This window comes from Achromobacter sp. 1011791174, from assembly GCF_059760925.1.
Map to the genome: position 1 here is coordinate 23,293 of NZ_JCBANH010000070.1, position 11,030 is coordinate 34,322.

Below are 11,030 nucleotides of genomic sequence, written 5' to 3' on the forward strand. Positions count from 1 at the left end.
ATCTCTCCTCTGGGATGGCCTGGAATTTTAAGGAGGTCATGGTAGCCCTGGTTTTCCCTAGGGGCTCGATGGATTGACCAAATAAACTGAACGATCGTACAGTCAGTTTTCCATAAGAGACGATCAAAAACGTCAGGAGACAAGCATGGCCCCTTCCCCATCCACTTTGAAATGGCGCGTGCTGGCCGGGTACTTCCTGAGCTATATGTTCGATGCCGTGGACATCCTCATCCTGGCGATCGCCATGCCGGCGATTTCGGCGTCGCTGCAGATCAGCCCGATGCAGGCCGGGCTGCTGGCCACGGCCACCCTGCTCGGCATCGGCATGAGCGGCCTGGTCATGGGGCCGCTGGCCGACCGCTGGGGCCGCCGCAAGGTGCTGCTGCTGTCGCTGGGCAGCTTCGGCGCGCTGACGATGGCGGTTGCCGGCGCCACCGACTGGCGCGAAGTGCTGGCGCTGCGATTTCTCTCGGGCCTGGGCCTGGGCAGCGTCTGGGGCATCGCCGCCGCCCACGTGAACGAAACCTGGCCGGCGCACCAGCGCGCGCGGGCCACCTCCTTCGTGCTCAGTTCCTTTTCCATCGGCGCGGCCATCGCCGCCGCGGCAGCCTCCTACCTGCTGCCCGCCCATGGCTGGCGCGCGCTGTTCTTCGTCTGTGGCGCGGCGGTCGTGATCGCCATGGTCTACGTCTGGCGCTACGTGCCCGAATCCGAGACCTGGCTGGCCGACCGCCAGCGCAAACGCGCCGGCGCGCCGCAAGGCGCGGGCGGGCAAGGCGTCGCCCCGCTGTTCGCGCCGGCCCTGCTGCGCGTGACGCTGCTGGGCACGATGGTCTCGGCGCTGACGCTGGCCGCGTACTGGGGCGCCAGCACCTGGCTGCCGACCTTCCTGCAAAAGGAACGCGGGCTGGAGACGGGCACCATGGCGCGCTTCCTGGTCCTGCTCAACATCGGCATGTTCGTCGGCTACAACGCCTTCGGCTATATCGCCGACCGCGTCGGCAAGAAAAAGGCCCTGATCCTGTCGCTGGTCTGCTCCGGCCTGCTGCTGCCGTTCTACGTGCAGGCCACGGATCACCTGCTGCTGCTGTGGCTGGGGCCGGTATTTGCTTTCTTCATGGCCTTCGCCGGACTGATGGGCTCGTACTTCGCGGAACTGTTTCCCACCCAGCTGCGCGCCACGGGCGCGGGCTTCTGCTTCAACGTGGGACGCGGCATCTCCGCCTTCGCGCCGCTGCTGCTGGGCTCGATGTCCGCCACCTTCGGCTTCGGCCCGAGCATCGCCGCCTGCGGCGGCGTGTTCGTGATCGCCGCCGCCGTGGTGCTGCTGCTGCCCGCCGGCAAGACCGCCGCCGCCGAAGAACCCGTCGCCGCGCACTGAGCCCGGCCGCAACCACACTCCCCAACACAAACAGGAATTCCGCCATGACGCGCCGCTTCGTCGATCTGTCCATCTACCTGGAGAACGATGTCGTCTCCGATCCGCCCGCCTTCAAGCCCGAGATCCAGTACTTCACCCACGAGCACACGATCGGCCAGATCGAGCCGTTCTTTCCCGGCCTGAAGAAGGAAGACCTGCCCGACGGCGAAGGCTGGGCCGTGGAGAAGGTCACGCTGTCCACCCACAATGGCACGCATCTGGATGCGCCGTTCCACTTCCACAGCACCATGGACAAGGCGCTGGGCGAGAAGAAGCGCGCCTGGACCATCGACGAAGTGCCGCTGGAATGGTGTTTTCAGCCTGGCGTGAAGCTGGACTTCCGTCATTTCGGCGACGGCTATGTCGTGACCGCCGCCGACGTCGAGGCCGAGCTCAAGCGCATCGGCCACACGTTGCAGCCGCTGGAAATCGTGGTGGTCAACACCCGCGCCGGCAGCCGCTACGGACATGATGATTTCGTGTCCGCAGGCTGCGGCATGGGCTACGACGCCACCATGTACCTGCTGGAGCGCGGCGTCCGGCTGACGGGCACCGACGCCTGGAGCTGGGACGCGCCCTTCGTCCATACCGCCGAAAAATATGCCCGCAGCCACGACGCCGGCCTGATCTGGGAAGGCCACAAGGCCGGCCGCGACATTGGCTACTGCCACCTGGAGAAGCTGCACAACCTGGAAGCGCTGCCGCCCGACGGCTTCTACATCAGCTGCTTCCCGCACAAGATCCGCAATGCCTCGGCCGGCTGGACGCGCGCCGTCGCCATCTTCGACGACGCGCTGATGCCCGCGGCCTGACGGCGCGCGCCGCCCGCTCATTCAACGCCCCCTGGAAGCACCCGCCATGACCAAGACCATCATCAGCTGCGCCATCACCGGCTCGGTCCACACGCCCACCATGTCGCCCTACCTGCCCTGCACGCCCGAGGAGATCGCCGCGCAGAGCATCGCCGCCGCGCAGGCCGGCGCGGCCATCATCCACCTGCACGCGCGCAATCCGGCCGACGGCAGCCCCTCGCCATCGGCCGACGTGTACATGCAGTTCCTGCCGCGCATCGCCGAGCAGACCGACGCCGTGCTCAACATCACCACCGGCGGCAGCGTGACGATGACGCTGGAGCAGCGCCTGGCGGGCGCGCTGCGCGCGTCCTCGGAAATGGCCTCGCTGAACATGGGTTCGATCAATTTCGCCATGTTCCGCATGGCCGAGAAACCACGTCAGTGGAAGCACGATTGGGAAGTGCCCTATCTGCAGGCCACCGAGGACGGCATCTTCCGCAATACCTTCCGCGACATCCGCTACATCCTCGAAACGCTGGGCAAGACGCACGGCACCCGCTTCGAATTCGAGTGCTATGACATCGGCCACCTCTACAACCTGGCCTACTTCGTCGAGCAGGGCCTGGTCAAGCCGCCGTTCCTGATCCAGTCGGTGTTCGGGGTGATGGGCGGCATCGGCGCCGATCCGGAGAACGTGCTGCTGATGAAGCAGACGGCGGACCGCCTGTTCGGCAAGGACTACGTCTGGTCGCTGTTCGCCGCCGGCAGGCAGCAGATGCCCTTCGTGACCATGGGCGCGGTGATGGGCGCCAACGTGCGCGTGGGCCTGGAGGACAACCTGTTCCTGGGACGCGGCCAGCTCGCCACGTCGAACGCCGAGCAAGTCGCCAAGATCCGCCGCATCCTGACCGAGCTGGGCATGGAGATCGCCACGCCCGACGAGGCCCGCCAGATCCTGCAGCTCAAGGGCCGCGCCAACGTCGCCTTCTGATACCGGCCGCGCAACAAGGAGCCCGCGCATGGCAGCGTCCAATCCCCTGGACGGATACACCGTCGATCCCTCGACCATCCGCTACGTCGGCCGCGAACTGCAGCGTCCCGAGTGCATCCTGGCCGAGCCCGACGGCACGCTGTGGGCCGCCGACGCGCGCGGCGGCGTCACCCGCATCGCGCCCGACGGCTCGCAGCGCTACATCGGCCAGCGCGCGGACACGCGCTTTGGCGACGGCGCCGACGACGCCGGCGCTGCCGTGCAGGCCCGCTATACGCAAGGCACGCTGCCCAACGGCCTGGCCTTCGCCGCCGACGGCAGCATCCTGATCTCCAACTTCGGCACCGACCGGCTGGAAATCATGGACCGCGACGGGCACACCCGCACGCTGATCGACAACATCGACGGCCAGCCCATCGGCAAGGTCAATTTCGTGCTGCGCGATACCAGGGACCGCGTCTGGCTCACCGTCTCGACGCGGGTGAACCCATGGACCCGGGCGCTGGCCGACCGCGTGCGCGACGGCTACGTCGCGGTGCTCGAAGATGGCCGCATCCGCGTGGTGGCCGACGGATTTCACTTCACCAACGAAATCCGGCTCGACGCCCGCGAGCAATGGCTGTACATCGTGGAAACCACCGGCCCGCGCATCACCCGCATGCGGCTGGACGAGTCCCGGCCAGGCGAAGTCAGGCTGGTCGACCGCGAGATCTTCGGCCCCGCCCACCTGGGCGGCCTGCCCGACGGCATCGCGTTCGACGCGCACGGCAATCTGTGGGCCACGCTGATCATGGTGGACCGGCTTATCGCGCTCACGCCCCAGGGCGACATGCGTTTGCTGCTGGACGACGGCGACGCCGAGGCCAGCGCCAACCTGATGCGGCGCTTCGACGCGGGCACGCTGCGCAGCGAGGACATGCAGCGCGCGCGCGGCGCCATCGCGCCGTGGATGGCCAGCATCACCTTCGGCGGCCCGGACCTGCGCACCGTGTATCTGGGCAGCCTGTTCGGCACGCGCATTCCCTGCTTCGACTCGCCCATCGCGGGCTTGCCGATGGCGCATTGGCGCCCAGGAATCAGCCGCCGCGCTTGAACAGCCGCCTGGCCAGGCCGACGGCGCCCAGCACGACCGCGCCGGCGGCCACGCCGAACAAGGCGTCCAGCAGCGTGGTCGCCAATCCGCCCGTCAATCCGCCGCCCACGGCGGCGGCCGCCTGCGCGATGGCCTGCCCCACCGGCGCGATGCCGTGGGTCAGGATGGCGCCGCCGACCATGAACATGGCGGCGGTGCCGGCCACGGACAGCGCCTTCATCAGCCAGGGCGCCGCGCCCACGATGCGCTCGCCCATCCAGGCGACGGCGCGCGAGCGCTTCTGGCTCAAGTACAGCCCCAGGTCGTCCAGCTTGACGATGCCGGCCACCAGCCCGTAGACGCCGATAGTCATGGCGATGGCGATGCCGGACAGCACCAGCACCTGGCGGACGAAATCGGCCTCGGCCACCGCGCCCAGGGTGATGGCGATGATCTCGGCCGACAGGATGAAATCGGTGCGTATGGCGCCCTTGATCTTGTCGCGCTCGAACGCCACCATGTCCACCGACGCGTCCTGCAAGGCCTCGGCGCGCGCGGCGTGGTTGCCCTCGGCGGTGTCGCCGTGCGGCAGGAACTTGTGGGCCAGCTTCTCCACGCCCTCGAAGCACAGGAAGGCGCCGCCCACCATCAGCAGCGGCGTCACCGCCCAGGGCGCGAAGGCGCTGATCAGCAGCGCCGCCGGCACCAGGATCAGCTTGTTGACGAAGGAGCCCTTGGCCACCGCCCAGACCACCGGCAGTTCCCGGTTGACCGGCACGCCGCTGACCTGCTGCGCGTTCAGCGCCAGGTCGTCGCCCAGCACGCCGGCGGTCTTCTTGGCCGCCACCTTGGTCAGGACGGAGACGTCGTCCAGGATGGTGGCGATATCGTCGAACAATGCGAAGAAGCTGCTGCCGGCCATCGGGGGTCCCCGCCAGGAATGAGGTTTCCCGAGTGTACAGGCGGCGCGGGCCGGCGCCGCCGGCCCGTGGCCCTCGCGACGCGCGCCGGATTCAGCCTGCGCAGCAGCCCCCCGCCGGCGCGCTGGCCGTCGCGACGGGCGCGGCGGGCGCCATGGCGTTCTCGAACAGGATGTTGTTCTCCATGTGGATATGCGCCATCAGGTCTTCCTTGAAGGCGCGCAGCCCCAGGTAGAGCGCGCGCCAGGTATTGCAGGCGGCGCGCGGCAGCGTGATGTTGTTCGTCAGCGCCAGCAGCCGTTCCAGCGCCACGCCGTGATCGTCGTGCTCCATGCGCATCACCGTGATGGGCATGGCCGCCATCGCGCCATGGCCGCGCGCCAGCAGCGGGAACAGCACCTGCTCTTCCTTCTGCATGTGGCTCTCCAGCTCCTGGCTCATGGTGCGCAGGTGCTCGGCCAGCCCGGTGGGGCAGTCCGGGCTGTCGGCGTGCACCTGCTCCACCTTCAGCGACAGCCGGATCAGCTCGGGCAGCTGCTGACGATGCACCTCGTGGTAGCGCGCCAGGATGTAATCGATCAGATCGGCGGGGCTGGCCGCGTTCCAGTCGGGCATGTCGGACGGCTGCCGCGCCAGCTCCATCAGGCGCGCCTCGATGCGGCGGGCGTCCAGCGCCCGCTCGGCGGCGGCATCGGCCAGGCTTTTCTTGCCGCCACAGCAGAAATCCAGCTCGTATTCGTGAAACACCTGCGTGGCGCCAGGGATGCTGCGGGCCAGCTGGCCCAGGGATTGCTCGACCAAACTCATTGCGTCTCTCCAAGGTACGTGACGGTGCTTCTTCCAAAGCGAATTCCGTGCCAGCAAAAAGTTTGAGCCGGATCAAGCACTTGCGATTCCAAGGGTAGCCATGACCCTGCCCGATGCGGGTAAATGGAACCCTGAACGGTACAAATCACCCCGCCATGCAAAACCTGCTCCTGGCCGACCTGGTCGTCGATCTGCCCCCCGCCGTACGCCTGCAACGGCTCGTCTCCAGCGTGCGCGCGCACTTCTCCTGCGGCGCCGTGGCCCTGTTGCAACTGGAGGAAGACCATCTGCGCCCCGTGGCCGTGGACGGCCTGACCCAGGACGCGCTGGGCCGGCGCTTCGCGGTGCAGCAGCATCCCCGGCTGGCCGCCATCCTGGCGCGCCGGGGCGTCACCTGCTTCCATCACGACAGCACCCTGCCCGACCCCTACGACGGCCTGATCAACGGCATGGCCGGCGAGCCCCTGCCGGTGCACGACTGCATGGGCACCAGCCTGCATGTCGAGGGCCAGCCCTGGGGCGTGCTGACGCTGGACGCGCTGGAGGTCGGCACCTTCGGCTCCGAGGCCCAGTCCGAATTGCGCGAGCTGATCATGCTGGTGGAAGCGGCGCTGCGCACCACGCGGCTGGAGGCCGAGACGCGCGCGCTGCGCCTGACGCGGGGCCAGTCCCGGGCCGACGGCGCGCCCGCCGACAACCACGAGATCCTGGGCCAGAGCGAGCCCATCGCCCGCCTGCTGCACGAGATCGACGTGGTGGCGGACTCGGAACTGCCCATCCTGCTGCTGGGAGAGACCGGCGTGGGCAAGGAACTGTTCGCGCACCGCGTGCACCGGCTGTCGCGACGCCGCGCCAAGCCGCTGGTGCACGTGAACTGCGCCGCCCTGCCCGAGTCGCTGGCCGAGAGCGAGCTGTTCGGCCACGCCAAGGGCGCGTTCTCGGGCGCGGTGGCCGACCGGCCCGGCCGCTTCGAGGCCGCCAACGGCGGCACCCTGTTCCTGGACGAAGTCGGCGAACTGCCGCTGCTGGTGCAGGCCAAGCTGCTGCGCGCGCTGCAGAACGGCGAGATCCAGCGCCTGGGCGACGACCGTCCCCGGCGCGTGGACGTGCGCATCGTGGCCGCCACCAACCGCAGCCTGAAGGACCTGGTGCGCGACGGTGACTTCCGCGCCGACCTGTACCACCGGCTGTCGGTCTATCCCATCGCCATCCCGCCGCTGCGCGAGCGCGGCAACGACGTGCTGCTGCTGGCCGGCCGCTACCTGGAACAGAACCGCGCCCGGCTGGGCCTGCGCAGCCTGCGGCTGGCGCTGGACGCCGAAGAGGCGCTGCGCCGCTACCGCTGGCCGGGCAATGTGCGCGAGCTGGAGCATGTCATCAGCCGCGCCGCCATCAAGGCGGTGAGCCGGGGCGCCAACCGCAACCACATCGTCACGCTGGAGGCCGGCCTGCTGGACCTGTCCGGCGCCGACCTGCGTCCCCTCGCGCCGGCGCCGGACGCGCCGCCCGCCACGACGCCGGACGGCGCGCTGCCTGCCTTGCGCGACGCCGTGGACGCCTGCCAGCGCCAGCACGTCCGGCTGGCGCTGCAAGCGCACGACGGCAACTGGGCCGCGGCCGCCCGCGTGTTGGAGGTGGACCCCAGCAACCTGCACAAGCTGGCGCGCCGGCTGGGCTTGAAGGGCTGAGGGCCGCGCGCTACCATCCCTGCCCCATGAAAAGAACGCTGATCCGCCTCGCCCTCTGCCTGCTCGCCGCGCCCGCCCTGGCGCAGGCCGGCGACCTCGACAAGGCCAATTGCACCTACAAGGGCATCCCGCTGCGCGGCAAGGTCCAGATCGTCGACGCCTTTCCCGACATCAAGATCGAGGTCGTGAACGCCTTCGAGGACATCCGCGTCGAGCGCGTGCGCGCCTTCGCCAGCAGCTGCGGCAAATGGGAGATCGTCACCGCCTTCCCGGACTTCAAGGTCCAGATCGTGCGCGCCTTTGGCGACATCAAGGTTTCCTGGGTGACGGCCTTTCCCGGCATGCGCTGATCGGGCGCCGCCCGCGCTCCCCGCCAGCGCCCCAGCAGCGTCGGCATCCGCGCCAGATGACGGCCGCCGCGCCTGCCGTCATCTGACTGCAACCAAAGCTTCATCTTCGCGCCCTACCATTGCGGCTCCCTTCCCGTCTGCCGGCCGCCCGCGCCGGGTGCCCGCGCGTATGAAGCTCCCCGCTGCCCTGCCCCTTGCGCCGTGTCCGACGTCCGCGTGTCCCGCGGCGTGAAGCGCCTGCCGCTGATGCTGGCCGCCGGCCTGCTGGGCGCCGCGCTGTCGGCCGCGCAGGCCCAGCCGGATCCCGTCCATGCCTTCGACTGGCCGCGCCAGCCGCTGCATGACGCCCTGCAGCGCTACAGCGAGCTGACCGGCGACTCGGTGCTCTACGACGCCGGCCATGTGGCCGACAAGACCGCGCCCGCCCTGTCGGGCCGCTACAGCTCGCGCGACGCGCTGCAAAAGCTGCTGGCCGGCAGCGGCCTGCAAGCCATCTACACCACCCCGCGCGCACTGATGCTGCGGCCCCTGCCCGCGCCCAAGGCCGCGCCGGACGCCACCCGCCTGCGCTACTACGGCCAGATCCAGGCGCGCGTGCTGTCGGCCCTGTGCGCGCGCCCGGCGCTGCGCGTGGGCGAATACCGCGCCGCCTTGCGGATCACGCTGGACGCCTCCCACGCCATTGACGGCGTGCAGGTCCACGCGGACGGACGTCCGGACATGGAGCCCGGCCTGCGCAACGCGCTGGCCGGGCTGCCGATGGGCGCGCCGCCGCCCGGCTTCGGCCTGCCCGCCACGCTGCTGATCCTGCCCTCGGCCAACGGACGCGAGGCCTGCGCACGATGAGCGGAGCGGGGCTGGCCGCGCTGAGGCGGCTGATCGCGGAGCGCTACGACGCGCTCAGGAACCAGGTCTCGCGGCGCCTGGGCGGCGCCTCCGACCTGGCCGGCGACGCGCTGCACGACGCCTATCTGCGCCTGTCCGCGCGCGACGACCTGGACGGCGTGCGCCATCCGCAGACCTACCTGGTCAACACCGCCGTGCACGCGGCCATCGACCGCATCCGCCAGGACACCCGCCTGCTCAGCGAGAGCGAGGTCAGCGAATTCTTCGAGCTGGAGGACGAGACCCCTGGCCCGGCCGAGATCGCCCAGTCGCGTTCGGACATGCAAGGCATGTTCAAGGCGCTGGACATGCTGACGCCGCGCCAGCGCGACATCCTGGTGGCGGCGCGCGTCGACGGCTTGTCGCGGCCCGAACTGGCGCAACGCTGGGGCATTTCGCTGCGGCTGGTCGGACGCGAACTGCAGACCGCGCACGAGCACTGCCTGCGCGCGATGCGGCGGGCGCAGGACGTCTCCACGCCCGGCCAGCCGCCCGTCGAACCGGGCCGGCGCGGACAGCGAGCGAAGAAATAATGCAAGCAAGTGTGTATTTCGCGCGTTTGGCGTGCCTTTTTGCCGTCGCCCAAACGTCTAAGCAAGAGAACGGCGCTTCCGCCCGCGCCGCCCGAACCCGCCCATGAACACCGCACACCGCCCCGGCTCTCCCGACGACGACGCGATCGAACGCGAGGCACACGCCTGGGCGCGCGTCCTGGGCGCGGGGTCGCCCACCGTCCAGGACGGCGAAGCCTTCAAGGCCTGGCGCGGCCAGAGCCCGGCGCACCAGCGCGCCTGGGCGCAAGCCAGCCGCGCCTGGCGCGAGCTGGGCGGCGTGGTGCAAGCCTATGCGGCCGAGCGCCCCGCCCAGGCGCGCCCGGACCGCCGGGCGCAGGCGCCATTCTCGCCCCGGCGGCGCTGGCTGCTGGCCGGCGGCGCCGGCGCCTTCGCCAGCCTGGCGGCCGTGGGGCTGCTGCGACCGCCGCTGGGCCTGTGGCCGTCCTATGCCGAAATGCAGGCGGATTACCGGACCGCCACCGGCGAGCAGCGCCACTATGCGCTGGACGCGCAGCAACTGACGCTGGCGCTGAACACGCAGACCAGCCTGAACGTCGCCACCCGCGACGGCCGGCCGGAGATCGAGCTGGTGGCCGGCGAGGCGGCGATCCAGGCCCGGCGCGACCAGCCTTGCCTGGTGAAAGCCGGCGCGGCGCGCCTGTTGCTGGCCGACGGCGATATCGAGATCCGCCGGCTGCGCGGCCAGCAGGTGCAGCTGCGCTGCAACGCCGGGCAGCTCGAAGTGCGCCATCCGCAAGGCGCGCTGCGGCTCGCGGCCGGCATGCAGATCGCCTACGACGACGATGCCCTGGACGCCCCCGCGCCGCTGCCGGCGCGGCCCTCGGACTGGCGCGCGGGCGTGGTCAGCTTCCATGACCTGCCGCTGGAGCAGGCGATCGACGAGATCAACCGCTACCGCCCGGGGCGCGTGGTGCTGATGAATGGAGATTTGGCGCGGCGCCGCCTGAGCGCCCGCTACGAGGTGCAGGACCTGGACCAGGCCATCGCCCAGATCCAGCAACTGTACGGCGCGCAAGTGCGGCGCGTGGGCGATCTGGTCTTCCTTAGCTGAGACGGATGGCGCGCGGTCCGGATTGCGCATGTCATAAAAATTTCATGGGGATTGTTGTGCCGAGTCCCCGCGCGCCGTTCGACTAGATGAGTAAGCCGGCCCCGGCGGCGCCCCTCATCGACATACCAGAACGACGCCATGCCCACGTTTCAAGCGCCTTCCGTCCGTCCTTCCTCCTCCCCTCGCGCCTGGCGGCGCACGCCGGTTTCCCAGGCGGTGGCCGCGCTGCTGATCGCCGGCGGCGCGGCGGGCGCGGCGCAGGCGCAATCGCGGGCCTTCAGCCCCGGCTGGTTCGCCGACAAGGGCGCGGCGCAATCGGCCGTGCAGCGCTCGGGCCGCCTGCCGGACGGCAGCCTGGCCGGCGTCGGCAACGCCAGCCAGCAGCAGGCGCAGTCGCGCCAGCAGCTGCAGCGCTCGCTCGACAACCTGAACCGCACGGCGGCGGCCGTGGCCGCGCAACAGGCGGCGCAGGCCGCC

The 11,030-nt window shown here is 70.0% G+C and carries 12 protein-coding genes; 10 read left to right on the top strand and 2 right to left on the bottom strand.

The annotated features are described in order from the left end of the window. Positions 1-145: 145 nt before the first annotated feature. From AC6LJ5_RS21325 to AC6LJ5_RS21340, 4 genes are read left to right on the top strand one after another with little or no spacing between them, the layout of a single operon-like run. On the top strand, positions 146-1,381 hold the full coding sequence (locus AC6LJ5_RS21325; protein WP_498141528.1) for an MFS transporter: 1,236 nt from the start codon (positions 146-148) through the stop codon (positions 1,379-1,381). Between the two features lie 44 nt (positions 1,382-1,425). Further along, a complete protein-coding gene (locus tag AC6LJ5_RS21330) occupies positions 1,426-2,232 on the top strand; it encodes a cyclase family protein (RefSeq protein WP_103273027.1) in 807 nt (268 codons plus the stop codon). A gap of 46 nt (positions 2,233-2,278) precedes the next feature. Further along, entirely contained in the window at positions 2,279-3,205 is a 927-nt protein-coding gene (gene kce / locus AC6LJ5_RS21335) for a 3,5-dioxohexanoate:acetyl-CoA acetone transferase (RefSeq protein WP_103273026.1), read from the top strand. A 28-nt stretch (positions 3,206-3,233) separates the two neighbouring features. Beyond that, complete coding sequence (locus tag AC6LJ5_RS21340; RefSeq protein ID WP_498141529.1) at positions 3,234-4,298, top strand: SMP-30/gluconolactonase/LRE family protein; 1,065 nt, start codon at positions 3,234-3,236, stop codon at positions 4,296-4,298. Here the strand turns inward: AC6LJ5_RS21340 and AC6LJ5_RS21345 are convergent. Both AC6LJ5_RS21345 and ytfE read right to left on the bottom strand, forming a co-directional pair. Next, positions 4,282-5,199, bottom strand: coding sequence for a DUF808 domain-containing protein (locus tag AC6LJ5_RS21345; RefSeq protein WP_498141530.1), 918 nt, complete (start codon positions 5,197-5,199; stop codon positions 4,282-4,284). The two genes, AC6LJ5_RS21340 and AC6LJ5_RS21345, sit on opposite strands and share 17 nt — an antisense overlap. A gap of 91 nt (positions 5,200-5,290) precedes the next feature. Beyond that, positions 5,291-6,004, bottom strand: a complete 714-nt coding sequence (gene ytfE / locus AC6LJ5_RS21350; RefSeq protein WP_498141531.1) for an iron-sulfur cluster repair protein YtfE — start codon at positions 6,002-6,004, stop codon at positions 5,291-5,293. Between the two features lie 155 nt (positions 6,005-6,159). On the opposite strand from ytfE, the gene norR reads away from it, so the two are divergent. The 6 genes from norR to AC6LJ5_RS21380 form a co-directional block, all read left to right on the top strand. Beyond that, positions 6,160-7,692 carry a nitric oxide reductase transcriptional regulator NorR gene (gene norR, locus AC6LJ5_RS21355; protein ID WP_498141532.1) on the top strand — a complete coding sequence of 511 codons (1,533 nt, stop codon included), beginning with the start codon at positions 6,160-6,162 and terminating at the stop codon, positions 7,690-7,692. 26 nt (positions 7,693-7,718) lie between these two features. Then, positions 7,719-8,042, top strand: a complete 324-nt coding sequence (locus tag AC6LJ5_RS21360) for a 7(1) septoil knot domain-containing protein (protein WP_498141533.1) — start codon at positions 7,719-7,721, stop codon at positions 8,040-8,042. A 201-nt stretch (positions 8,043-8,243) separates the two neighbouring features. After that, complete coding sequence (locus AC6LJ5_RS21365; protein ID WP_498141534.1) at positions 8,244-8,888, top strand: STN domain-containing protein; 645 nt, start codon at positions 8,244-8,246, stop codon at positions 8,886-8,888. Beyond that, on the top strand, positions 8,885-9,460 hold the full coding sequence (locus AC6LJ5_RS21370; RefSeq protein WP_498141535.1) for an RNA polymerase sigma factor: 576 nt from the start codon (positions 8,885-8,887) through the stop codon (positions 9,458-9,460). The genes AC6LJ5_RS21365 and AC6LJ5_RS21370 overlap by 4 nt, the downstream gene beginning before the upstream one ends. Before the next feature lie 103 nt (positions 9,461-9,563). Continuing rightward, positions 9,564-10,553 (top strand): FecR family protein, encoded by a 990-nt coding sequence (locus tag AC6LJ5_RS21375; RefSeq protein WP_498141536.1) that lies wholly within the window; start codon positions 9,564-9,566, stop codon positions 10,551-10,553. A gap of 138 nt (positions 10,554-10,691) precedes the next feature. Beyond that, positions 10,692-11,030, top strand: a 339-nt coding sequence (locus AC6LJ5_RS21380) for a hypothetical protein (RefSeq protein WP_498141537.1), incomplete at its 3' end; no start/stop codon positions are given.

Excerpts from the sequence above, each read along its gene's own strand:
- AC6LJ5_RS21325 (WP_498141528.1), top strand. The coding sequence starts at position 146 with ATGGCCCCTTCCCCATCCACTTTGAAATGGCGCGTGCTGGCCGGGTAC.
- AC6LJ5_RS21330 (WP_103273027.1), top strand. The coding sequence starts at position 1,426 with ATGACGCGCCGCTTCGTCGATCTGTCCATCTACCTGGAGAACGATGTC.
- kce (WP_103273026.1), top strand. The coding sequence starts at position 2,279 with ATGACCAAGACCATCATCAGCTGCGCCATCACCGGCTCGGTCCACACG.
- AC6LJ5_RS21340 (WP_498141529.1), top strand. The coding sequence starts at position 3,234 with ATGGCAGCGTCCAATCCCCTGGACGGATACACCGTCGATCCCTCGACC.
- AC6LJ5_RS21345 (WP_498141530.1), bottom strand. The coding sequence starts at position 5,199 with ATGGCCGGCAGCAGCTTCTTCGCATTGTTCGACGATATCGCCACCATC.
- ytfE (WP_498141531.1), bottom strand. The coding sequence starts at position 6,004 with ATGAGTTTGGTCGAGCAATCCCTGGGCCAGCTGGCCCGCAGCATCCCT.
- norR (WP_498141532.1), top strand. The coding sequence starts at position 6,160 with ATGCAAAACCTGCTCCTGGCCGACCTGGTCGTCGATCTGCCCCCCGCC.
- AC6LJ5_RS21360 (WP_498141533.1), top strand. The coding sequence starts at position 7,719 with ATGAAAAGAACGCTGATCCGCCTCGCCCTCTGCCTGCTCGCCGCGCCC.
- AC6LJ5_RS21370 (WP_498141535.1), top strand. The coding sequence starts at position 8,885 with ATGAGCGGAGCGGGGCTGGCCGCGCTGAGGCGGCTGATCGCGGAGCGC.
- AC6LJ5_RS21375 (WP_498141536.1), top strand. The coding sequence starts at position 9,564 with ATGAACACCGCACACCGCCCCGGCTCTCCCGACGACGACGCGATCGAA.